This window comes from Tatumella morbirosei (assembly GCF_000757425.2).
GTDB lineage: Bacteria > Pseudomonadota > Gammaproteobacteria > Enterobacterales > Enterobacteriaceae > Tatumella > Tatumella morbirosei.
The window spans coordinates 864,088-886,304 of record NZ_JPKR02000005.1; the positions used below are offsets into that span (position 1 = coordinate 864,088).

The following is a 22,217-nucleotide window of genomic DNA, read 5'->3' on the forward strand; positions in this document are numbered from 1 at the left end:
TTCTGTTTGCAGGGCGGCAGATTACCATATTCAGAGGGGCTCAGAACAATGAACGTGTATCCACGGAGTTACCCAGAGTTGGATTGAAGCATTTATCGTAATATTGCTGGATGGCGAGACTACGCAGATGATCCTTACGGATGCCACGTAACAGCAACACGCAATTTACCACCAGGCATACCACCAGAGCGATTAAGAACAAGGAGGTTAGCAGATAACGCCATAATACCCCGTTACCGGGAGCTTCATGAAGAGAAACATGAGTGGTCCCATTTGCATCAACGGTCAGGGCGGTAATTATCCCGCTGGCACTGAACGGGGTATGTAACAACATGGAGGAGATGCGTTGCAGTTCATCCCACTGTTCCGGTGCATCCAGATTAAATAACGGCACATCCGGTTGCGGCTGTCTGACAAACTGATGCCCCTGATCGCTTATCAGCAGATAGCCGCCAGGTGGCGGGCTGTTCAGAGTTTCGATAGCTTTACGGGTTTCGCTGGTAAAGAAGGTTGCTGCGGCACTGTTGACCAGGTTTTCCAGCGTGGAAGCGCTGACCGGGCGGAGCAGAACATTAATACCATTCAGCTGTCCTGATTTTGCTTTAGTCACCAGAGCATTCCAGTCCCTGGCATTTTCCAGGTTGACCAGAGCATTTTTCAGCCGGGTACAATCCATGGGTTGAGCACATAGCTGATTGGTTTGGATGACAATGTCGGAAAAATCATCAAGCAGTATCATCCCGGACTTTTCGATAGCCAGAGCCAATTGTGGGTTGATTTTCAGGCTGTCTGCTGAGCCCGGGTGCAGTTGACGGCGGATAGTTTCCAACAATGCCAGGGTTTCATCTATCGTTTCAGACTGAGGTAACGGCAGGGGCGTTGCGTTATTCCAGTAAATCGCTGAACAGTCAAAAGGCATATAGCCGTACATTCTGCTTCCCTGATAAGTACCGGGTACTGAACACATTCCCTGGCCTTTGACATTCAGCAGGTCTCCCACCTGAAGTTTCATAGACGAGAGTTGTTTGAGTGAGGTAACTTCGATTCGCTGAGTGCCCTGTAGCCAGGCCATACTGAGTTTAAAAGGGGTACCCGTCGGAACCCAGCTTATCATCATAATCAGAGTCAGAATGGAACCAAGCGCCAGAATGGCATTCTTCCGCCAGCGAACCAGTGGAAATTCACGTATCTCATCGTGCAAAGAGAGGAAGCGTCCCTGGCGCACGACCTGTTTACTGGCATTAATATCAATTTCGGTGATCTTGCCCAGATCATGATGAATATAAGGTTTCCAGTATTCAGGGTACTGCAGATCAATCACGCCCAGGGAAATATTGCTCTGTTCCTGGTTTGATTCACCAAATAATCCCCAGCGTTTGGGGATTCCCTTCATGCAGTGTATTTCCTGAAAATCACTTAACCGGGCAGGGCGGTAGATAAACCAGACGCTTCCGGCGATCATCAACAGAGCGGGAAGAGCCAGCCACAACATGAGTCCGGCCGGAACCAACTGGCTCAAAAATAAAATCAGCATCGCAAGGCAAATTATCAGAGCTTCAGCGGTGCCGTCAGGTCTTGAAAGTTGGTGTTCTTCCGGGGTTTCTTTGCGGATATGCAGCAATTCTATATTACTACTTTTCTCTTTACGGATAGACGCAGAGGAGTTGGCCGGAGCAGCGCGCCGGGCCGGAAGCTCAGAAACTTCCCGGTCATAACTGGTGAGCTGATGCCCGTTCAGTGCAGTGACCAGCAGGATGTTACCGGCAGGAATGAGCTCAATACTATTTTCTGCCGTAATAAATTTTTCCCAGAGAGGGGGAAGATGAATCTCTAACGTATCCAGATAATAACGATGTTGTTGAGGCGATTCAGTAGAGAGGCCGTAGCGGGTTATCGGGTGAGTAACCGAGTAAACTCTGTTGCTCTGCAACGTTAAGACGGGATCTTTACTGGCATTATGCTTGTTTAACAGCGACAGGAACGGCCTGGTTTGGCCTGGGATACCGGACAGATATCTGACAACAGCCTGCTTTTCGTCTGAAGAAATCTTACGGAGCGAGGCAGGTGTCCGTAATAGTATTTTCTCCGGGGAAGTCCGGAACTTCGTGACGTAAATTATTGCGGCGACTGTCAATATAATTGCCAATGCCAATAGAGTGATCATCATGCTCATGCAGTGTTCAACCTGGCCCTGAAAAATTCACAAAGGTGATTTATCCCGGAAAAAATGCAGCATTGTCATTTTTTATCGAAAATATTGCCATTGACAGTCATCCATGCAATGGAAATGATTTCATTATTAGAGGATCATATATTCCGGTGATAGATAAATACGCTATGCCCGGATCATTCTATGATGGACAGTATCTGCAGGGTATCGGTTTATTCTGATTGTATAGCAGACCTTTTCAGGTATAGCGGTGCGGAAAATAATGCCTGACCTGATGACAGATGTGAAGAGTCAGTCTGAGAAATTTGAGCTTAAAGGGGTAGCTGTGGTTCAATAGCTTTTAACTACAAATGCGTTCATAACAACGCTCTTTTCGAGGTTATCAATGGGTCTCCTGAAAAAGCCGGAAATATTAAAAGTCAGTGAGGTTGCCCGTTCCCGACTGTTTACTATCCAGGAAGTTTCCCTGGTATTCAGTAACGGAGAGCGGCGGATTTATGAACGGATGAAGCCCTCCTCGCGTGAGGCTGTGATGATCCTGGCCCTGGACGGGGATTCGGTATTGCTGATTGAAGAATATGCCGTAGGTCTGGAAAGCTATGAATTGGGTTTCCCGAAAGGACTGATTGATCCCGGGGAAACACCTTTACAGGCAGCCCAGCGCGAACTGAAAGAAGAGGTAGGTTATGGTGCCAGGAAAACAGAATTACTGGCCAGTCTGACGATGGCCCCTTCTTACTTTTCAAGTCGGATGAACATTATCGTAGCAGAAGATCTTTACCCGGAAAAACTGGAGGGAGATGAACCTGAGCCTCTTATTCTTCATCGCTGGCCGTTGAATGATCTGCTGTCTTTACTGGAAAAAGATCAGTTCAGCGAAGCCCGTAACGTCAGTGCCTTATTTTTACTGCGTGAATGGCTTACCAGACAGGGAAGGCTCGTGTAAGTATGCCGGACCTGATCAAAAAAGCCGGCAGTGCCGGCTTTTTTGATTCATCGTCATACTCAGAACAGATCGTGGCTCTGGCCGTTATCCATAATCGTTGGACTGGAATCATTGACCGAATATTCGGTGGGTTGGGTTCCGGTAATAAAGTATTCCTGGCGGCTGTTACTGCCTCCTTTCGACAATTTCCCGGTACTTCGGTCAATGGTGACGGTCGTGATCCCTTCGGGGGGAACCAGAGGGCGTAACGGTACACCGTCCAGAGCCACTTTCATATAATCATCCCAGGCAGGTTGGGCACTCTTCGCACCGCCTTCATAGCCCGAAGCCTGATCTTTTATCGCACCAGATAATGTACTGCGTCCAAGATCGCGCCTGGCATCATCAAAGCCAATCCATACTGTCGTCGCGATATCCGGGCCAAATCCGGAGAACCATGCATCTTTAGAATTATTGGTTGTACCGGTTTTACCGCCGATATCATTTCGTTTCAGATCTCTGCCTGCGCGCCAGCCGGTACCCTGCCAGCCTGGTTCACCAAACACATTCGAATTCAGTGCGCTTTTGATCAGGAAAGAAAGCTGTGTACTGATCACATGAGGTGCATATTGCTGATCGGTTGTGGTCTGGTCAGGGGCCTGTTCAAGGTCGGTCTGCGGTGGTGTTGCCGGCGTGGAGGAGGTCTGTCCGGGGATGGCCACATTTTCAATGCTTTCTTCATTGAGTGCCGCAGATTTTGGCGTATCACCATAAATTACCGGGATATTACACTCCGGGCAGGCAATTTTTGGTTTTTCTTCAAAGGCAGTAGTACCGTCGGCATTCTCAATCCGTTGAATGAACCAAGGATCGATCAGGAATCCGCCGTTGGTTAATGTGGCATAGCCACGAACCATTTGCAGAGGGGTGAAGGAGGCTGCACCTAATGCCAGAGATTCGGTATGAACAATATTCTGGTCCGGGAAACCAAGACGTTGTAAATACTTCACAGCATAGTCAACACCCATTGCCCGCATGGCTCTGACCATCACCACGTTTTTCGATAATCCAAGCCCTTCACGTAAACGGATCGGTCCGTCATAAGTATTAGGTGAGTTGTGAGGTCGCCAGTCGGCTCCGGCACCGGCATCCCAGCGGGAAATCGGCGCATCATTAAGCATCGTTGCCAGTGTCAGACCTTTATCCATCGCAGCGGTATAGAGGAAAGGTTTGATGTTAGAACCCACCTGACGCAATGCCTGGGTGGCGCGGTTAAACATGCTCTGGCCGTAATCGAACCCGCCTACCAGGGCGATAATTGCGCCGGTTTTTGAGTTAAGTGATACCAGCGCCGAGTTAACATCGGGTACCTGAGCCAGCATCCACTGGCTGTCGGCCTGGCGTACCCAGATAAGCTGCCCAGGCTGGAGTACCTGATTAACTGCTCGTGGGGTGGCACCTTGCAGAGTATCGGACTTAAAGGGTCTTGCCCAGCGAACGGCATCCAGAGACAGAGATAACGTTGAACCTCCTTTCATAATGACGCTGGCTGAGTCCGGAGTCGCAGACATCACCACCGCCGGATACAGAGGACCGTACACCGGCAGAGAATTCAGCTCATCAGTAATCCGGGTGTTATCCCAGGGTTGATCGGCCGCTTTCCATAGCACTTTCTGCGGCCCGCGGTAACCATGGCGCATATCATAGTCGATAACGTTTTTACGCACGGCATCCTGCGCTGCGGTCTGCAGTTTGCGGGTAATGGTGGTATAGACTTTAAAACCATCGGTATACGCATTATCACCGTAACGTTTTACCATCTCCTGACGGACCATCTCGGTAATATAAGGTGCGGTAAAGACGACTTCCGGGCCATGATAGCTGGCATCAATTTTTTCCTGACGCGCTTCATCATATTGTTGTTGGGTTATGTAGTGCTGATCCAACATACGTGACAGGACCACATTACGTCGCGCTAATGCTCTGGACGGTGAATAGAGCGGGTTAAACGTTGAGGGTGCTTTAGGTAAACCGGCGATCATCGCCATCTCGCTCAGTGTTAACTGGTCGACGTTTTTACCGAAGTAAACCTGAGCTGCGGCGCCGACACCGTAAGCCCGGTAACCCAGATAGATCTTATTCAGGTAAAGTTCAAGGATTTCATCTTTGCTGAGCAGTTGTTCAATGCGGATGGCCAGGAAGGCTTCCCTGATCTTCCTCATCAGTGTTTTTTCTGGTGTGAGGAAAAAGTTACGTGCCAGCTGCTGCGTAATTGTACTGGCGCCTTGCGTTGCATGTCCCGTCATTAACGCAATACTGGCGGCACGGAAAATACCGACCGGGTCAACACCATGGTGTTCATAAAAACGACTGTCTTCGGTGGCAATAAAGGCTTTGACCATTTCCGGTGGGATTTGGTTTAGCTTGAGCGGCACACGTCGTTTTTCACCAAATTGTGCAATAAGTTCGCCATCAGCACTGTACACCTGCATGGGTGTTTGCAGGCGAACGTCTTTCAGGGTGTTTACGTCAGGCAACTGGGGCTCAATATACTTGTATAAGCCATAAACCGAGCCGAGTCCCAGCAACACGCAACACACTGCAAAAATGAATAAATACTTTAAGAACTTCACCTGAAATTTCCCGCTATAGGTCAACCGGATAGTTTATAAACAATCGGCGCGTAGTATAAATGCAAGAGGGATGCTTTGATACGTCATTTTACGGAACAGACACAACGGAGGTGTCGCCGATGTTCTTTTCTCACTGGAATATTGGGCTGGATATCCAGCCCGAACAGGTCACCGCACTGGCTATTCAGCGAAAGCGCGGGGGGTGGCAACTCTGTGAGCAGTGGCAACATGCCCTCAGTGTTCAGAATAGTGCTGAAGCTAATCACATGCCACAGGAAGAGCTGGTTAAACTATTGAGACAGTGGCAGAAACAATGGCCGGAAAAATTTTCATTGCGGGTAGGGTTACCCCCTCATCTGGTGCTGAGACGAAGTCTGAACGTCCCGCCAACTGTGCTTCATGAACCCCGGCTTGGCCATTATGTCCGTACCGCATCTGGTCAGTTATTTCCGGAAGGCCATGGAACTCTGGCTCTGGATTATCAATACAGTAGGGCACACCCACTACAGGTATCTGTCACCCTGGCCAGTCAGTCGGTGCTCCGGCAATGGACAACACTTTTCCAACGTGCCGGTCTTTGCCCTGATGTTTTTGAGCTTATGCCAGGCTGCCTGGCCGTGGTGATGAAACGGCTTCCACAGGCTGGTGACAGGATTTTACTGCATGGCAGTGAAATATTCTGGATGTGGTCCTGTTGCCGGAACGGCGTTGTCAGTGATGGCTGGAAGTTTCGCCAGCAATCACCCGATGCCGCCGCAGTGTGTCTGGAACAATGTCCTGAAGCCACAGAGCGTCTGTTTTGTTGCAGCCCGCAGCAACCACTGCCACCGGGATTTCACCCCTTTCAACTTTTTTCTCTGTTCACTCATCGTGATCCCCCATCACCGGTTCCTGACAGTAGTTTTACTTTAGCCGCCGGACTTGCACTGCGTCAGAGGGACAGGCTATGACCGGGGTGAATTTATTGCCGTGGCGGGAAAAAATCCTTCGTCGCAGAAAGGGGCTTTGGCTGTCAGGAATTGCATTGTTGTTGCTCTCAGTGACTGTGATTTCCGCAGGCTTCAGGCTGTACCTGAAAGGGTACCGGATTCGTTCAGATTTGTGGGGGAGCCAGCAGGAGGCAGCCATTCAGGAAACAGTTCAGTTACTGGCTCTGCAACAACAACTGAATCAGCGGTTGCTCGATTCACAACGGCAAAATAGTGCTCATCGCCGCCAGCAAAAGACCCTCCTGCACTGGAATATGTTCTTATCGCAACTGCCTGTACTAATGCCTGACTCAGTATGGTTGCATTCTTTAAGCCAGCAACAAGGCAGCCTGCTTTTGAGAGGCCAGACAGATACTCTGACGAGTTTATTCATCTTTAGTCGTCGTCTTCGGGCTCAGCCTTTTTTTACCCGTATCGATATTCAGGAGCTAGGGCCGGCTGCTGCCGGACAATATCAGTTCTCACTAAAAGCTGCCCTGGCGGAAGTGATGAAATTTTCAGAGGAAAACAATGATGAATGATACCTGCCTGTCTTTGTTATTCCGGCCACCCAGTCAGCAGTGGATAGTTTTCAGCGTCCTGTCGGCCTCTGTCATTCTTTCTGCCTGCTATATAACTCTTTTGCCTGAGTGGAGACGTTATCAATACAGTGAACAACGATATCTGCAGCAGCGCATGATTCTGACAGAAAAGCGCCAACAGTATGCTGAGTTGGCCACGCCTGAACAGCTGCGTATCCTGTGGCAGTCCGATCATGAAGGTCAGAAAGAGAAGGGCGCAGGCTCGCTGGAGCAATTGCTTTCACCTGGCCAGAGGAAAGTCATTCGTTGGCGTAATGGTGCCCAGCCTGTGGAATTGCAACTGGAACTTCGATGGCCTGACGTTACTGAACTCTTCCTACAGATGGCACAGCTCAATCCGCCCATGTACCCTGGCCGCTTTTCCCTGGAAAACCGTTCAGAGTCAGATGAAAGATTGCAGTTGGCAATATGGCTTAATCTCCATGAATAATGCCTGGTTTTTGCTGTGTCTGTTTACAGGCAGTGTACTGTGTAGCGAACGTGATCCTTTCCGTCCTCTGGCTGATGGTCAGCTATGCCAGACTGATGCGAGCAGCGAAGCACAATGGCAACTCCGGGGAACTCTGCAGCAGCAGGGCAAACAGGCAGTCGTAATGCTGCACCCAAAGAAGGGGCACTATTTATTGTTACCGGGCCAGTTCCTGCCGGGAACATTATGGCAGGTTGAACAGATTGACCGGGGGCGGGTCATTCTTCGACATCGTCCGGAATGCCGACTTCCCGCATGGGTTATGACACTGACGAAAGGATATCGTAATGAAGTTTGACATGCTGTTTTTATGCCTTTTGGCTTGTATTGCTTCTGCTTCTGCTTCTGCTTCTGCTTCTGCTTCTGCAACGTCTGCCAGTAGCAATATGATAACACTTGATTTTGAAGCCACTCCTGTGGACCAGATTTTTTATCGCCTGGCCGAATTTCGGCAGGTGAATCTGGTGATTGCTCCGGGGGTGAACAGGGAAATATCAGTGCGGTTACATCAGATTGACTGGCCACAGGCAGTTTCTTTGGTGGCAGAAATAGCGGGTGTCCAGGCTGAACTCAGGCAAAACATACTGCGTGTTTCGCCAGTACCCCCGAAGAAACAGGAGCAGGAACTTGCTCATCTGCCAGAGAAGAATCATGTTCCTTTGAAGACTCAACGTTTTGTTCTTCGTTATACCGACGTCAATGAGATCCGCTCGCTATTACAAAATGAACGTTCTGGTTTACTGACCACGAACGGGCGTATCTCACTGAACAGTAGAGCAAATATGTTAATTGTTCAGGATACTGAGTCTTCGCTGGCAGATATCGCGCAATGGATAAAAGTATTTGATGTTGCAATCCCTCAGGTTGAAATCACCGCCCATATCGTCACTATTAGCGAGGAGCAATTGAATGAACTCGGGGTTAACTGGGGACTGACTGGCAGCACACTAGTGGATGACATTTTGTCTTCCCCGACGTTGAATATTCCTTTGCAGGCTGAATCACCTTTTATTACCGCCGGAATGACGCTGACAAGGCTTAACGGAAAGATGCTCAACCTTGAATTAAGTGCGCTTGAGCAGGAGAATCAGGTCGAAATCATTGCCAGTCCCAGGCTTATCACCTCTCACGGGAATCCAGCTTCGATTAAACAAGGGACGGAGATTCCTTATGTCGTTTCACAGGGTAAGGACGAAGTGGCGACCGTCGAGTTTAAAGAAGCAGTGCTGGGTATGAAAATTACTCCGGAAGTGCTTGGAGAAGGTAACCTGCGGCTCACTATTCGTATCAGCCAGAATGTACCCGGTAAAGCCTTGCAAAAAGGGAGTAATGTGCCTCTGAGCATTGATAAACAGGAGATTGAGACCAAAGTAACGATTCAGGATGGACAAACTTTGGCACTGGGCGGGATTTTTCAGCAACATCAAAGTCAACAGCAGAATAAGGTGCCCGGGTTGGCAGAACTTCCGGTGGCTGGTCGTTTATTTCGTCGTGACGTGAGTCAACAAACTAAGCGGGAACTTGTGATATTTATCACTCCCAGACTGATATTTCCCTGATAAAGACAGCTATTCTCGCGTCCGGCAGGGATCAACATTGACGCAGCCCATTATTTAGCATAAAAGATTAGCGATTTTGTAAACCCGGAGCAGCTGCCCGGGACCAGATAAAATATCAGGTTATGGCTATTGCCTGCCGTTTGTTTGTTGCAAAAATGAACAAATCACACGGTTAAATATCGCTCCGTGGGGAGAAAGCTTCACCGGAGATCATTTATTTGGTTGCCAAATGGCCCTGAGTGTTGAGATAATTTTTTGTCTGACTCTTATTAACACTTATGAGGTCTCAGTGTCTGTCCCGCCTGTCAGCAAGGCTGAACGCGGGGTATCATCAACGAATTCTTAGTAATACCGATAAAATGGCAGAGAAACGAAATATCTTTCTGGTTGGGCCTATGGGTGCCGGCAAAAGCACTATTGGTCGTCAGTTAGCTCAGCAACTCAATATGGAATTTTATGATTCCGATCAGGAAATTGAGCGACGTACCGGAGCTGATGTTGGCTGGGTATTTGATGTAGAAGGCGAAGATGGTTTTCGTGATCGCGAAGAAAAAATCATCAATGAGCTTACTGAAAAACAGGGAATTGTCCTTGCGACGGGCGGTGGCTCAGTAAAATCACGTGAAACCCGCAATCGGCTTTCGGCCCGCGGCGTGGTGGTATATCTGGAAACCACGATAGAAAAGCAGCTGGCACGTACCCAACGTGATAAACGTCGTCCGTTACTTCAGGTTGATTCTCCTCCGAGAGAAGTACTGGAAGAACTGGCCGATGAGCGGAATCCTCTATATGAAGAAATTGCAGATGTGACCATCAGAACCGATGAGCAAAGTGCTAAAGTGGTCGCAAATCAGATTATTCATATGCTGGAAAGTAATTAATTTGTCTTAAGCAGACTCAGTCGCAGGGTATCGATCATTATGGAGCAGATCACGGTCTCACTTGAAGAACGTAGTTATCCGATCAGCATAGCTGCAGGTTTGTTTGATGATCCTGCATCATACTGGCCACTTAGTGCCGGGGATCATGCGATGGTGGTGACCAATGACACATTGGCACCGCTTTACCTGAGTTCTGTCATCCGGAAACTCTCGGCTGCAGGCGTTATCGTTGATCAGGTGATATTACCTGACGGCGAGCAATATAAGACTCTGACCGTCCTTGAGAAAATCTTCACAGCATTACTCGAAAAACCCCACGGTCGGGATACCACTCTGATAGCCCTTGGTGGCGGAGTCATCGGTGATATGACCGGGTTTGCGGCTGCCTGTTATCAGCGTGGCGTTCGTTTTATCCAGATGCCGACGACCTTACTTTCTCAGGTCGATTCCTCTGTCGGCGGGAAAACCGCAGTTAACCATCCTCTGGGTAAAAATATGATCGGCGCATTCTATCAGCCCGTGTCGGTCATTATTGATACTGATTGCCTGAAAACCCTGCCAGCACGTGAGCTTTCGTCCGGACTGGCAGAAGTGATTAAATACGGTATTATTCTGGATAAAGAATTTTTTGTGTGGCTGGAACAGCACATGGAAGAATTAGTGGCTCTGGATGAAAATGCACTTTCATGGTGTATCCGTCGTTGCTGTGAGATTAAAGCGGATGTCGTCGTGGCAGATGAACGTGAATCCGGGGTTAGAGCGTTGTTGAATCTGGGTCATACCTTTGGGCATGCTATTGAAGCTCATATGGGCTACGGTAACTGGCTACATGGTGAGGCTGTTGCTGCCGGGATGGTGATGGCAGCCCGAACGGCAGAACGTGTTAATGGGTTTACCACCGAAGATACTCAACGGGTTATTACCTTGCTGGAACGCGCCGGACTCCCGGTGAAAGGACCACGTGAAATGGCGGCTGAAGAATACCTGCCGCACATGATGCGCGATAAAAAAGTACTGGGTGGTGAACTTCGATTGGTTCTGCCACGCAATATTGGTGAGTCAGAAGTGAGAAGTGGTGTTGCACATGATATTGTTTTAGCTGCAATCAATGATTGTCAGGCAGACTGATAATACGACATACAGTGTTCTTGCACAGCAATGGACAGCGAGAGACAAACGGTTAAGTATGAGGTGGTTTAATGGATGAGTTTCAACCGGAAGATGAGTTAAAACCTGACGCCAGTGATCGCCCTGCTGCGCGAAGCCGTAAATCATCTCCAGGGCCAAAATTACCTGTTTCCAGACAACATATTATGGTTGCGGTGGGTATTCTGGTGCTGCTGATGTTAATTCTGGGCATTGGGTCTGCACTGAAAAGTCCTTCCGGTAGTGCTCCATCTTCGACAGCAAACTCTTCTTCCGGCAACAGTAAAGACATTGATCTTTCGGGCTCTGCAGGAATGAGTGGTCAGCCAGCCTCCGCTAACTCTCAGGCTCCGGCATCTTCTACTCCGGAGACTACCGTTGCTCAGGGTAATGCTGCTAATCCGACAAATGCCGCATCCGGCCATGATATTTCAATGCCAGCGATTTCCTCGACTCCTTCACAGGGAAATCCTGCTGCACCTACAGCAGATCAGCAACGTGTTACCGTTTCAGGTGATATGGGCAGTGCACTCAATAACACGCAAACCCCTGATGCCGGAGATGCGCCGCAGACATCGTTGCCCACAGCGCCGGCAACCTTAGATCGCACAGGTAAGCTTAAACTGAGTACAACATCTTCCGCAGGAACCGCTGCACCTGCGGCTTCTACTCCAACGGCCGCTCATCGGGCGCCACAGAGCAGTGTCAGCCACAGCAACGAACGTAAGGCGGTAGCCGCTGAGCGTGAACGTGAACGTGAAACCCGCCGAATTGCGGAACAACGCAGGACTGAAGAGCAGCGTCGGATTGCTCAACAGCGTAAAGCTAATCAACAGAAAGTAGCAGAGCACCGGGCGTCAGAATCATCTAAATCCGTTAGCCAGACAGCAAAACCGGTAAAACGTGAGGCTGCTGCGTCTTCCGTCACCCGCACAGAGAAGCCTGCGGCACAGACGGCCAGCCAGTTACCAAGGGGTGAATATACTCTGCAGTTGAGTGGAGCGACCCGCCAGGATGCTCTGAACAACTGGGCCAGACAACAGAAGCTGAGTAATTATCATGTGTATCAGACCGAACGTAATGGTAAACCCTGGTTTGTTCTGGTGAGCGGCTCATATGCAACATCTGCTGAAGCGAAGCGGGCCATTAGTGCTCTGCCAGAGGCGGTACGGGCACAGAGCCCTTGGGTTAAACCTCTGAGTCAGGTGAAGAAAGAGGCTGCAAAGTGATATTCACCGGGGCTGCTGATAGCAGCCCCATCTATAAGCGCAGATCTGCTGTCGGTTTATCCACAGCCATTAATGAAAACATCTCTATTACGACAGCATGAAAAAACACCGCGCTTTCCTGAAGTGGGCAGGGGGGAAATATCACCTGCTTGATGACATTCGTCGATGCCTGCCCGAAGGGGATTGCTTAGTCGAACCTTTTGTTGGTGCAGGCTCAGTCTTTCTGAACACTGACTATTCCTGTTACCTGTTGGCTGATATTAATAGCGATTTAATCAATCTGTACAATATCATCAAAACCAACAGTAGTTCGTTTATTGCTGATGCTCGCCAGCTCTTTACAGCAGAATCGAATGACTCTGATACCTATTATGCTCATCGTAGAGAATTTAATCAGAGTCGCGATCCTTACCGGCGTGCACTGCTATTTCTGTATTTAAACCGCCATGGCTATAACGGGCTTTGCCGTTACAATCTGCGCGGGGAGTTTAATGTTCCTTTCGGGCGCTACCAGAAGCCTTATTTTCCGGAGGCAGAACTGTTATGGTTCGCTGAACGGTCACAAAAGGCGACATTTATCTGTCAGTCATACGATTCTACATTAAGCCAGGCAATGCCGGGTTCGGTAGTGTATTGCGATCCACCTTATGCACCGTTATCGGCTACTGCGAACTTCACTGCCTACCATACCAACAGTTTTAGCCTGCCTGAGCAGATCCAGTTGGCCGAACTTGCCGAAAAACTGGCCAGGGAATGTGCCGTCCCTGTGCTAATCTCTAACCATGATACGGAGCTGACACAGCAATGGTATAAAGAGGCCATTCTGCATGTGGTGAAAGCCCGACGCTCTATCAGCCGTAATGTGAATGGCCGAACTAAAGTCAACGAAATATTGGCGCTTTATCGTTAAACTGACCCTAACCAGCGTCATTCTTCAGGTAATGAGCCTGAAAAATGCTATCGGGAGAGTAGGATGAAAGACTATTTAATAGCACCCTCAATCTTGTCTGCAGATTTTGCCAGACTTGGCGAAGATACCGCGAAAGCACTTGCTGCAGGGGGGGATGTTGTCCATTTCGATGTCATGGATAACCATTATGTTCCTAACCTGACGATGGGGCCGATGGTTCTGAAAGCGTTACGTGATTATGGTATCTCTGCCCCGATTGATGTTCATTTGATGGTCTCTCCGGTAGACAGTCTGATCCCTCAGTTTGCTAAAGCAGGTGCCAGCTATATCACATTCCATCCTGAAGCCACGCTGCATGTTGACCGTACTCTGCAACTGATTAAAGAACACGGTTGTAAGGCCGGCCTGGTCTTTAATCCGGCAACGTCTCTCAGTTACCTTGATTACGTGATGGACAAGATAGATGTAATTTTACTGATGTCGGTTAACCCGGGATTTGGAGGGCAAAGTTTTCTGCCATCTACACTGAACAAATTACGTGAAGCCCGCAAACGTATTGACTACAGTGGTTTTGATATCCGTCTCGAAGTTGACGGTGGAGTTAAGGTCGATAACATTGCCCAGATTGCTGCTGCAGGCGCAGATATGTTTGTGGCAGGGTCGGCTATCTTTGGTCACCCGGACTATAAAAAGATTATTGATGATATGCGCCGTGAACTGGAGAGTGCAAATGGTTCATTTCACTGATATTCGTGCACTAGCTTTTGACCTGGATGGCACCCTGACTGACAGTGCCCCGGGATTGGCAAAAGCAGTGGACTTAACGTTACAGCATATGAATTTACCGGTTGCCGGGGTTGACCGTGTTTCAACCTGGATTGGTAACGGTGCTGATATTATGATGAAACGTGCGCTGACTTATGCATTGCAACATGAGCCTTCAGGTGAAGATATCGTCAGGAGCCGTGGGTTATTTGATGATTTTTATGCACAAACTGCCGAAGAAGGTAGTGCGCTGTTTCCCGGGGTCAGCCAGACTCTGCAAAAATTGCATCAGCAAAATATTCCTATGGCGATAGTCACCAATAAACCTACACCCTTTGTCGCACCATTACTCAAATCACTGGGAATTGACTCACTGTTTTCGCTGGTGATTGGCGGTGATGATGTGATAGCCAAAAAGCCCCATCCGGCGCCAGTCTATCTGGTGCTGGGAAAATTCGGGTTGAATACCAATGAGTTGCTTTTTATTGGTGATTCGCGAAATGATATTCAGTCGGCAAAATCAGCAGGTGTGCGCAGTGTCGGGATGACCTACGGATACAACTACGGTGAGCCTATTGCAGACAGCCAGCCGGATGTAGTGCTGGAAACATTTGACCAACTTTTGCCCCTGCTTGGGCGGTAATGAATCAGGATAAAATCTATGAGTAAACCCATTGTTTTTAGTGGCGCACAGCCTTCAGGTGAATTAACCATTGGTAATTACATGGGGGCACTTCGTCAATGGGTGCAGATGCAGGATGAGTACCACTGCATTTACTGCATTGTTGACCAGCACGCGATCACTGTCCGGCAGGACCCTGTTGCACTGCATAAAGCGACGCTCGATACACTTGCCCTTTATCTGGCTTGCGGGATTGACCCGGAAAAATCAACAATCTTTGTACAATCTCATGTTCCGGAGCATGCTCAGCTCTCCTGGTTACTCAACTGTTATACCTATTTTGGTGAGCTGAGTCGTATGACACAGTTCAAAGATAAGTCATCCCGCTATGCTGAGAATATTAATGCCGGACTGTTTGATTATCCGGTATTAATGGCTGCAGATATCCTGTTGTACCAAACCAATCAGGTTCCTGTCGGGGAAGATCAGAAACAGCACCTGGAACTGAGTCGCGATATTGCTCAGCGTTTTAATGCTCTGTATGGTGATATTTTCCGCATTCCTGAACCCTTTATTCCAAAATCGGGTGCACGCGTGATGTCACTGCTGGAGCCGACAAAGAAAATGTCTAAGTCAGATGACAACCGTAATAACGTCATCGGATTGCTTGAAGATCCTAAATCGGTAGTGAAAAAAATTAAACGCGCAGTGACCGATTCCGATGAGCCGCCTGTGATTCGTTATGATGTTAAAGAGAAGGCTGGCGTCTCAAACCTGCTGGATATCCTGTCCGGAGTGACCGGTCAGCCGGTGGCTGAACTGGAGAAAGAATTCAGCGATAAAATGTATGGGCATCTTAAAGGTGCGGTTGCTGATGCAGTCTCTGGAATGCTGACTGAACTGCAACAGCGTTTTGAACAGTACCGTAATGATGAACAATTACTGAATCGCATCATGAAAGAGGGGGCAGAGAAGGCCAGCCTTCGTGCCCGTGAAACACTGGATAAGGTGTACCAGGCGGTAGGGTTTGTTGCCCGTCCTGTGTAACTTACCAGCCACCAACCGGTAATCTGTTGAGCATAGGGCCACCCACAAGGTGGCCTTTTTTATTATCTGTGACCATAAAAAAACGCCGGTGAACCGGCGTTTTTTGTAACTTACCGCGAAACCTGTCAGGCCGCAGATTTGTTATTCAGCTTGTGTTTACTGACAAAGCCCAGCAACACACTCAGGATGAATACCACCGCATACAGACCGTTGGCGGTAAACAGTGCTGCATGCGGGCCACTGTGGCTCACTATCGGGCTGGTGACCACAAATGTCAGCATGGTACCAATGGTTCCACAGGTAAGAATGAAGTTCACCAGCTTTGGTGAAGCGACTTTGGTCTGCTGAGAGCCAAGTGTAATAATGGTGGTGTAAATAGCGCTGGAACTGAAACCCAGAATCATAATAATAATATGCAGCATTGATACTGCCTGGCTGTGGGTAAACCAGAACATTAATACGGTGGCGAGTCCGGTAATCACTGCCAGGATTTTCTGCATATCAACAAAGCGCAGAATCACACTGAACACCCACATACCTACCATATACGCCGTCCAGAAGTTACCTACCAGTTGTCCGGCTTCGGTAATCGGTACACCAAGATCTTTGGTGGCATATTCCGGTACCCATGAGATAAAACCGAGCTGGCCGAGGATATAGCAGAGTGCGGCGAGAGCCAGCATGAACACGCCCGTCCCCCATTTTTCCTTTTCTGCCGGTTTCAACTGGCTGGATTTAGCCAATACGGGGAATTCCACCATCAGTGTCAGGATAAAAATAGCCACATAGATTAGGCCAATGCAGCAATAAACCCAGTACCAGGGCAGGTTTTTTGCCAGAATCACACCTGCGATGATAGGGAACAGTGTTCCTGCCATGCTGAAGAATGAGTCAGTGAACAACAGTCGCGATCCTCGTTGCCGTCCTTCATACAGATGAGTAATCAGGAAAGTCCCTATCGACATAGTAATGCCACTGACGATACCCAGTACAAACATACATACAGAAAAGACAGCAATACTTTGCCCGGTCACTAAACCGAAGATTGCCACCACCATCAGAATAAAGCCGAAGATAAGCTGGCGTTTTAACGGGATGATTTCCATCAGCCAGGCATTAAGGAAAATGGCCGCCAGAATTCCGGTATTTAGAAAAGTAAAAGTATTGCTCATGCTGGCAACCGGCACGTGAAACGACTGAGCAATATTATCCATGACCATCCCGGTCACAATCACCAGAGCGCCGGTAAGCGCATAGGAGAAAAAGCTAATCCAGGTCAGGCCAATCAGGTTGGTCTTTGTCATTGTTTGACACCCTTGTAAGAATTAAAGGCGGTAATTACCCCAGGGATTGTAAAGTGAATCGTGATCTTTATAAATAATCAATGAAATATCATGGTTTTATTTCATGAGAAACATGATTTTATTCACATAATTCCAGCATGTCATTGATCTTTTCCTGCGATATCGGAGTTTTCTCTCCGGTAAATCTCTGGTTCTTACCCAACGAACTCTCTACAATTGAGCGCATTTTCCGTAGTGTGAATTCCATCAGGGAGTAATTATGTTGAAACGTACTTTGGCGGCAGCTGTGGCATTGCTTGCTCTTTCCTCTGCGGCTGCAGTGGCTGATACTCATGTGTTGCTAACGACTTCAGCCGGTAACATTGAGCTGGAACTGAACGATCAGAAAGCACCGATCACCGTTAAAAACTTTATCAGCTACGTCAATAGTGGCTTTTATAACAACACAGTATTTCATCGGGTAATTCCTGGCTTTATGATCCAGGGCGGGGGATTCACTGCGGATATGAAAGAAAAAGCACCCGGAGCGCCAATTAAGAATGAGGCAGACAACGGACTACGTAACCTGAGAGGGACTATCTCTATGGCACGTACTGCTGATCCGGACAGTGCGACCAGCCAGTTCTTTATCAACGTTTCTGACAATGCCTTCCTGGATCATGGCCAGCGCGACTTTGGTTATGCTGTGTTTGGTAAAGTGATCAAAGGTATGGATGTTGCGGATAATATTTCCCAGGTCGCCACTTCCAATGTGGGTCCTTATCAGAACGTTCCATCAAAACCGGTGACGATTATTTCTGCAAAAGTTTTACCCTGAATAGCCATCCGCCAGTGAGATTACCGGTTAATCTCACTGGCTTTCTGCACTAAAAATGATCCCTGCCGCTGAATCGTCGGATGCCGGAAACGGCGATATGTTCGGAAAGACTTCGGATGATCATCGGGCGGGAAAGGCCAGCCATGTTACTTCTGATCGATAACTATGATTCTTTCACCTGGAACCTCTGCCAGTATTTTACCCAGGCAGGAGTGAGTGTCCGGGTAGAGCGTAACGACGCACTCACACTTGCAGATATTGAAGCATTACCCGTCACTCACCTGGTGATATCCCCGGGACCTTGTACACCTGATCAGGCGGGTATTTCGGTGGCGGCTATCCGTCATTTTGCCGGCAAAATACCCATTCTTGGCGTTTGCCTGGGACATCAGGCGATTGCGATGGCGTTTGGAGGCCATGTGGTTCGTGCCCGACAGCCCATGCATGGTAAAACTTCATTGATTTGCCACGATGGACGGGGGGTGTTCAGTCAACTGAATAACCCACTGACTGTTACCCGTTACCATTCACTGGTTGCAGAGGCTGAAACACTTCCGGATTGTCTGGAGATCACTGCCTGGAGCGAAAACAATCATCAGTTTGATGAAATCATGGGAATCCGACATAAAACCCTGGCAGTCGAGGGAGTTCAGTTTCATCCTGAAAGCATTATGAGTGAGCAGGGTGTAGAATTATTGAAAAACTTCGTTAATCAGGCCGGTTAATGTTTGCCTTTACCTGATTTTTTATGCATATTTTTTGACTGGTTATTTAATTTAACAGACACGACAATCAGGCGGGATATTCAATGGCAAAAGAGACGATGGCAGTAAACCGGGAAACATTTGATCAGGTGATTTTGCCTGTTTATGCGCCAGCTCAGTTTGTCCCTGTCAGGGGTAAAGGCAGCCGCGTGTGGGACCAGCAGAGAAAAGAGTATGTTGATTTTTCCGGCGGGATTGCGGTAACGGCATTAGGCCACTGCCATCCGGCATTGGTTGAAACGTTGAAAACCCAGGGTGAAACTCTGTGGCACACCAGTAATGTTTTCACCAATGAGCCAGCTTTACGACTGGCAAGTAAGCTGATTGCCGCAACTTTTGCTGAGCGGGTCTTTTTTGCCAATTCTGGTGCTGAAGCGAATGAAGCGGCATTTAAACTAGCCCGTTACTATTCATCAGTGCGTCACAGCCCTTACAAAACAAAAATTATCGCTTTCCATCACGCTTTTCATGGTCGTACCTTGTTTACGGTATCGGTCGGCGGTCAGCCGAAGTATTCTGATGGTTTCGGGCCTAAACCGGCAGACATTGTACATGTTCCTTTTAATGACCTGGAGGCAGTGAAAGCGGTGATGGATGACCATACCTGTGCGGTCGTGCTGGAACCCATCCAGGGCGAAGGGGGGATCACACCAGCCACGCCTGAGTTTATGCAGGGATTGCGTGCGCTCTGTGACCAATATCAGGCATTGTTAGTCCTGGATGAAGTGCAAAGCGGAATGGGTCGTAGTGGTAAACTCTTCGCTTATGAACACTATGGAGTTACGCCTGATATTCTGACCACTGCCAAAGCATTAGGCGGCGGATTCCCTGTCAGCGCAATGCTGACTACTGAAGAGATTGCCTCAGCAATGTCTCCGGGAACTCACGGAACGACATACGGAGGTAACCCTCTGGCGTGTGCCATTGCTGAAACTGCATTGGATACCATAAACACACCAGAAGTGCTGGAAGGAATTGAACAGCGTCGTCAGTGGTTTGTTGAAGAACTTGAAAAAATTAATCAACGTTTCTCTGTCTTCAGCGAAATCCGCGGCAAGGGTTTACTGATTGGTGCCGCACTGAAAGAAGAGTATCAGTCGAAGGCCCGTGATTTGCTGCATGCTGCAGCAGATGAGGGAGTAATGATCCTGACTGCCGGTACAGGAGTTATTCGTTTCGCACCGTCCCTGGTGATCCTTGAGCAGGATATCCGTGAGGGAATGTCCCGTCTGGCAAAAGCTGCCGAAAAGATATTTGCCTAAACTAGTCTCTGGTGGCAGCCTTTGGGCTGCCATTATCTTTAGGGTCCGTATTTTTACTTATCAGCCACTGACCGTGACGGGGACGCTGACGCCAGACGATAGACGAAATAGTTCTCATCACCTTAAGATGGCTTAAAATCTGATCCAGCTGTCTTTCCATAATAGTGACCGGGCCGAGGGGGATTTTGTCCGGCGCATCCATGACAAAATTACTATGATCCTCATCATTCTGGTAACGTAGCCGTTGTTGGCACTGTTGCAGCGCGATTTCACAGGATTCCAGATAGCGCTGTGCGAGATCCGGGGTCAGCATGGTATGTTCACGGGCAAGTGTGGTCAGTACATTGATATGCTCAACGATAAACTGGCTATGCGTTACCCACAGGCGCATTTCACTCAGATATTCGTTATCAAAGCCGGGTTCCTGCATGGCCTGATTAAGTGAATTAAACAGGGCGTTATGCCGCTGGTTGGCTTTGATTCTGATATTTTCCAGCACGTCGGCGGTTTGTTCAGGTCCGAGCAGGATTTGTAAGGCGGTCTGGTAGGTCTCCAGCACATCCTGAGCATTTTTACGTAATAAGGCACTTTGCCATTGTGGCCATAGCCAAACCATGCCGGCAAAAGCAATCAGGCAGCCCATCAGCGTATCCAGCAGCCGGGGAACCAGGAAATTCACCCCATTCAGTGATAATAACTGCAGGCTGTATACCGCGGTCACGGTAAAACCAATCGTCGCCCATCCGTAATACTGGCGTGAGAAAAGATAGCTGAACAGTGTAATCACCAGCATCGTGAGCAGGATGACCGGTTCCGGGGTAGATAGCTTCAATGATAAGGCCGCAATAATAAGCCCGACAAATGTGCCAAGAGCACGGTGTTGGATTCGTACCCGGGTGGCGATATAACCATTCTGGCTGACCAGAATAATGGTCATCAATACCCAATAAGGTTTTGGCATATTCAGCGACAGGGCCAACATACTGGCTGCCATCAGCATCACGGAGAAACGTCCTGCAGTACGCAGAGCCGTCGATTTAAATGACAAATAGCTGCGTAACGCCGGCCAAAAAGGTAAACGACGCTGAGTATCTGCCATAATATCACGGCGATAAAGCGGCATCCCTGATTGCAGCACTTTGGCTATTTTACTGAAGTGATAAGAGTAAAATTGTCCGACAGGATTGTCAGGATACCGACGGGCGATATTCTGTAACTCTTCCAGGGATTCACTCATCGAAAACTTGCCGGGTATCTGGTGATACAGGATATTGTCCGCTGTCTTTCTTAACTGCTCAGCTACCTGCTCGGCATTACGCTTGATTATGTCCGCTGACTGGCTTTTTTCCACCAGTTCCCTGACATCTTTGCTCTGGCTAAGAGTGACAGAAATGTGTTCCTGCAAATCTTCGGCCATCATAAATGTCCGGATTAAATAGCGTTCGCGGCTGTTTTTTTCCGCCGAAAGCATATGAATTTGCTGATAGCCAGTATTTATCAGATCGACAACTTTTTGTTGATAATTCAACAGTTCGGGCAGCGATTTATCATAATCGTTACTGCTGAGTAGTGCGTATTTCGCTTCACAATAGTTAGCCAGTGCACGGTACAGCAGGCTAAGAGTTTCCCGCAGCGGCTGATCTTTTGACAGTCTGAACCAATACCAGTTAAACAGTCCGTACCATAATGTTCCGCCGCCATATAATAGTGGCGGGCCCCATACCGGCATTCTTCCAGCCAGACTGAGCGTAAAAGTCATGGCGATCAACGCACCCGGCAACAGACGGCCATGTAATGGACTGATTTCGCCGCAGACACCAATCAGCAGAGGTAAAATTCCGACAATAAATGGTAGTGGGACATTATGTTGCAACAACCATTGCAGCAGAAAGCTGCTGAAGGCAAACAACGATCCACCAATAATAATGCGCTTAAAAAAATGACGGTGCGGAGTGTCCAGCCCGGAAAGATTACAGCATGCGGGAACCAGCGAGAAGAGCAGCCCTTTTTGCAGATCTCCCGCCAGCCAGCTAATCGCAACGGGTAGACAGAGGACCAGCGTTTGACGCAGTGCGTAATTGACTTCCGGATGATAAATAATTCTGCGCCACATCAGATACAACCGCAGGTAGACAGTAAAACGG

General features: G+C 48.6%; 20 protein-coding genes. 16 read left to right on the forward strand and 4 right to left on the reverse strand.

Translation table 11 applies throughout. The annotated features are described in order from the left end of the window. Positions 1-40: 40 nt before the first annotated feature. Positions 41-2,173: an IgaA/UmoB family intracellular growth attenuator gene (locus tag HA49_RS19540; protein WP_038016517.1), complete on the reverse strand. Its 2,133-nt coding sequence runs from the start codon at positions 2,171-2,173 to the stop codon at positions 41-43. Positions 2,174-2,555: 382 nt separating this feature from the next. On the opposite strand from HA49_RS19540, the gene nudE reads away from it, so the two are divergent. Continuing rightward, positions 2,556-3,116 (forward strand): ADP compounds hydrolase NudE, encoded by a 561-nt coding sequence (gene nudE / locus HA49_RS19550; protein ID WP_038016520.1) that lies wholly within the window; start codon positions 2,556-2,558, stop codon positions 3,114-3,116. Positions 3,117-3,175: 59 nt separating this feature from the next. Here the strand turns inward: nudE and mrcA are convergent, their stop codons facing one another. Beyond that, complete coding sequence (gene mrcA / locus HA49_RS19555) at positions 3,176-5,728, reverse strand: peptidoglycan glycosyltransferase/peptidoglycan DD-transpeptidase MrcA (RefSeq protein WP_038016521.1); 2,553 nt, start codon at positions 5,726-5,728, stop codon at positions 3,176-3,178. Between the two features lie 119 nt (positions 5,729-5,847). Between mrcA and HA49_RS19560 the strand changes: the two genes are divergently transcribed. The 12 genes from HA49_RS19560 (at position 5,848) to trpS (ending at position 15,926) form a co-directional block, all read left to right on the forward strand. After that, entirely contained in the window at positions 5,848-6,678 is an 831-nt protein-coding gene (locus tag HA49_RS19560; RefSeq protein WP_052752559.1) for a type IV pilus biogenesis protein PilM, read from the forward strand. Beyond that, complete coding sequence (locus tag HA49_RS19565; RefSeq protein ID WP_038016522.1) at positions 6,675-7,238, forward strand: PilN domain-containing protein; 564 nt, start codon at positions 6,675-6,677, stop codon at positions 7,236-7,238. The genes HA49_RS19560 and HA49_RS19565 overlap by 4 nt, the downstream gene beginning before the upstream one ends. Then, positions 7,228-7,728: a HofO family protein gene (locus HA49_RS21630; protein WP_169748790.1), complete on the forward strand. Its 501-nt coding sequence runs from the start codon at positions 7,228-7,230 to the stop codon at positions 7,726-7,728. Before HA49_RS19565 ends, HA49_RS21630 begins: the two co-directional genes overlap by 11 nt. After that, positions 7,721-8,065, forward strand: coding sequence for a DNA utilization family protein (locus tag HA49_RS21635; RefSeq protein WP_038016525.1), 345 nt, complete (start codon positions 7,721-7,723; stop codon positions 8,063-8,065). Before HA49_RS21630 ends, HA49_RS21635 begins: the two co-directional genes overlap by 8 nt. Continuing rightward, positions 8,055-9,326 carry a secretin N-terminal domain-containing protein gene (locus HA49_RS19580; protein ID WP_052752560.1) on the forward strand — a complete coding sequence of 424 codons (1,272 nt, stop codon included), beginning with the start codon at positions 8,055-8,057 and terminating at the stop codon, positions 9,324-9,326. Before HA49_RS21635 ends, HA49_RS19580 begins: the two co-directional genes overlap by 11 nt. 359 nt (positions 9,327-9,685) lie before the next feature. After that, positions 9,686-10,207, forward strand: a complete 522-nt coding sequence (gene aroK / locus HA49_RS19585) for a shikimate kinase AroK (RefSeq protein ID WP_029685383.1) — start codon at positions 9,686-9,688, stop codon at positions 10,205-10,207. A gap of 39 nt (positions 10,208-10,246) precedes the next feature. Next, a complete protein-coding gene (gene aroB, locus HA49_RS19590) occupies positions 10,247-11,335 on the forward strand; it encodes a 3-dehydroquinate synthase (RefSeq protein WP_038016527.1) in 1,089 nt (362 codons plus the stop codon). A gap of 71 nt (positions 11,336-11,406) precedes the next feature. Next, positions 11,407-12,582 carry an SPOR domain-containing protein gene (locus tag HA49_RS19595; protein WP_038016530.1) on the forward strand — a complete coding sequence of 392 codons (1,176 nt, stop codon included), beginning with the start codon at positions 11,407-11,409 and terminating at the stop codon, positions 12,580-12,582. A gap of 97 nt (positions 12,583-12,679) precedes the next feature. Next, on the forward strand, positions 12,680-13,492 hold the full coding sequence (dam, locus tag HA49_RS19600) for an adenine-specific DNA-methyltransferase (RefSeq protein ID WP_038016531.1): 813 nt from the start codon (positions 12,680-12,682) through the stop codon (positions 13,490-13,492). Positions 13,493-13,555: 63 nt separating this feature from the next. Next, positions 13,556-14,239: a ribulose-phosphate 3-epimerase gene (rpe, locus tag HA49_RS19605; RefSeq protein ID WP_038016533.1), complete on the forward strand. Its 684-nt coding sequence runs from the start codon at positions 13,556-13,558 to the stop codon at positions 14,237-14,239. Then, positions 14,223-14,900 (forward strand): phosphoglycolate phosphatase, encoded by a 678-nt coding sequence (locus HA49_RS19610; protein WP_038016536.1) that lies wholly within the window; start codon positions 14,223-14,225, stop codon positions 14,898-14,900. The genes rpe and HA49_RS19610 overlap by 17 nt, the downstream gene beginning before the upstream one ends. Before the next feature lie 18 nt (positions 14,901-14,918). After that, positions 14,919-15,926 (forward strand): tryptophan--tRNA ligase, encoded by a 1,008-nt coding sequence (gene trpS / locus HA49_RS19615; RefSeq protein ID WP_038016538.1) that lies wholly within the window; start codon positions 14,919-14,921, stop codon positions 15,924-15,926. Between the two features lie 125 nt (positions 15,927-16,051). Here the strand turns inward: trpS and tsgA are convergent, their stop codons facing one another. Then, complete coding sequence (gene tsgA / locus HA49_RS19620) at positions 16,052-17,230, reverse strand: MFS transporter TsgA (protein WP_038016540.1); 1,179 nt, start codon at positions 17,228-17,230, stop codon at positions 16,052-16,054. A gap of 259 nt (positions 17,231-17,489) precedes the next feature. Here tsgA and ppiA point away from each other — a divergent pair, with 259 nt between their 5' ends. The 3 genes from ppiA to argD all read left to right on the forward strand — a co-directional run bounded on the left by ppiA (position 17,490) and on the right by argD (position 20,073). After that, positions 17,490-18,047 carry a peptidylprolyl isomerase A gene (ppiA, locus tag HA49_RS19625; protein ID WP_038016542.1) on the forward strand — a complete coding sequence of 186 codons (558 nt, stop codon included), beginning with the start codon at positions 17,490-17,492 and terminating at the stop codon, positions 18,045-18,047. A gap of 143 nt (positions 18,048-18,190) precedes the next feature. Continuing rightward, positions 18,191-18,772, forward strand: a complete 582-nt coding sequence (locus HA49_RS19630) for an anthranilate synthase component II (protein WP_038016730.1) — start codon at positions 18,191-18,193, stop codon at positions 18,770-18,772. Positions 18,773-18,855: 83 nt separating this feature from the next. Beyond that, the gene (gene argD / locus HA49_RS19635; protein WP_038016544.1) at positions 18,856-20,073 is read left to right on the forward strand and encodes a bifunctional acetylornithine/succinyldiaminopimelate transaminase; all 1,218 of its coding nucleotides are present in this window, start codon (positions 18,856-18,858) and stop codon (positions 20,071-20,073) included. Between the two features lies 1 nt (position 20,074). Here the strand turns inward: argD and HA49_RS19640 are convergent, their stop codons facing one another. After that, positions 20,075-22,186 carry a YccS/YhfK family putative transporter gene (locus HA49_RS19640; protein ID WP_038016731.1) on the reverse strand — a complete coding sequence of 704 codons (2,112 nt, stop codon included), beginning with the start codon at positions 22,184-22,186 and terminating at the stop codon, positions 20,075-20,077. Positions 22,187-22,217: the final 31 nt, after the last annotated feature.

Bases quoted from the DNA above. Each gene is read 5' to 3' on its own strand.
- HA49_RS19540 (WP_038016517.1), bottom strand. From the start codon at position 2,173: ATGAGCATGATGATCACTCTATTGGCATTGGCAATTATATTGACAGTC.
- nudE (WP_038016520.1), top strand. From the start codon at position 2,556: ATGGGTCTCCTGAAAAAGCCGGAAATATTAAAAGTCAGTGAGGTTGCC.
- HA49_RS19560 (WP_052752559.1), top strand. From the start codon at position 5,848: ATGTTCTTTTCTCACTGGAATATTGGGCTGGATATCCAGCCCGAACAG.
- HA49_RS19565 (WP_038016522.1), top strand. From the start codon at position 6,675: ATGACCGGGGTGAATTTATTGCCGTGGCGGGAAAAAATCCTTCGTCGC.
- HA49_RS21630 (WP_169748790.1), top strand. From the start codon at position 7,228: ATGATGAATGATACCTGCCTGTCTTTGTTATTCCGGCCACCCAGTCAG.
- HA49_RS21635 (WP_038016525.1), top strand. From the start codon at position 7,721: ATGAATAATGCCTGGTTTTTGCTGTGTCTGTTTACAGGCAGTGTACTG.
- HA49_RS19580 (WP_052752560.1), top strand. From the start codon at position 8,055: ATGAAGTTTGACATGCTGTTTTTATGCCTTTTGGCTTGTATTGCTTCT.
- aroK (WP_029685383.1), top strand. From the start codon at position 9,686: ATGGCAGAGAAACGAAATATCTTTCTGGTTGGGCCTATGGGTGCCGGC.
- aroB (WP_038016527.1), top strand. From the start codon at position 10,247: ATGGAGCAGATCACGGTCTCACTTGAAGAACGTAGTTATCCGATCAGC.
- HA49_RS19595 (WP_038016530.1), top strand. From the start codon at position 11,407: ATGGATGAGTTTCAACCGGAAGATGAGTTAAAACCTGACGCCAGTGAT.
- dam (WP_038016531.1), top strand. From the start codon at position 12,680: ATGAAAAAACACCGCGCTTTCCTGAAGTGGGCAGGGGGGAAATATCAC.
- rpe (WP_038016533.1), top strand. From the start codon at position 13,556: ATGAAAGACTATTTAATAGCACCCTCAATCTTGTCTGCAGATTTTGCC.
- HA49_RS19610 (WP_038016536.1), top strand. From the start codon at position 14,223: ATGGTTCATTTCACTGATATTCGTGCACTAGCTTTTGACCTGGATGGC.
- trpS (WP_038016538.1), top strand. From the start codon at position 14,919: ATGAGTAAACCCATTGTTTTTAGTGGCGCACAGCCTTCAGGTGAATTA.
- tsgA (WP_038016540.1), bottom strand. From the start codon at position 17,230: ATGACAAAGACCAACCTGATTGGCCTGACCTGGATTAGCTTTTTCTCC.
- ppiA (WP_038016542.1), top strand. From the start codon at position 17,490: ATGTTGAAACGTACTTTGGCGGCAGCTGTGGCATTGCTTGCTCTTTCC.
- HA49_RS19630 (WP_038016730.1), top strand. From the start codon at position 18,191: ATGTTACTTCTGATCGATAACTATGATTCTTTCACCTGGAACCTCTGC.
- argD (WP_038016544.1), top strand. From the start codon at position 18,856: ATGGCAAAAGAGACGATGGCAGTAAACCGGGAAACATTTGATCAGGTG.
- HA49_RS19640 (WP_038016731.1), bottom strand. From the start codon at position 22,186: ATGTGGCGCAGAATTATTTATCATCCGGAAGTCAATTACGCACTGCGT.